The 462-nt window shown below is 62.1% G+C and carries 1 pseudogene; it reads right to left on the reverse strand.

The annotated features are described in order from the left end of the window. A pseudogene (locus tag E5W87_RS35595) lies at nt 1-427 on the reverse strand (calcium-binding protein); the annotation flags it as partial. Nucleotides 428-462: the final 35 nt, after the last annotated feature.

Raw genomic sequence — 462 nt, forward strand, 5'->3', positions numbered from 1 at the left:
TCGCAGTAGAGCTGCTGTCGCTGGTGTGGGAGTCAGAAGGGACAGCTGCGGTAGAGCTGTCGTCGCTGATGGTGGCGTCGGCAGGGGCAGTCACGGTAGAGCCGTCGTCGCTCGTGGTGGCGTCGGAAGCTGCGGTCCCAGTGGTGCTGAGATTGTGCTCCCGGAAAACAGCCTGCAGCTCCGGTGAGCTCTCAAGCGCGGTGTCGCCTTCCTGTGAACCCCAGGCGTAGGCAAAGTCGAAGGCAGGCGACGGAACCACCTTGCCCCAGTGGTCCATCATCGTCTCCAGCTGATCCGTCGTCGGCATGACATATTTGCCGTCGGTATCGGTCATATAGGTGCCGCCACCAAAGGTCTGATAGACCGGAACGATCTGGCTGGTCGGGATGCCCGACTCCACCGCTGCTGCCACGGTTCTGTCGATCATGTCATAGTCGACCGTGTCTGTGCCCGTGCGCACCG

Source organism: Mesorhizobium sp., from assembly GCF_004962925.1.
Lineage (GTDB): Bacteria > Pseudomonadota > Alphaproteobacteria > Rhizobiales > Rhizobiaceae > Mesorhizobium.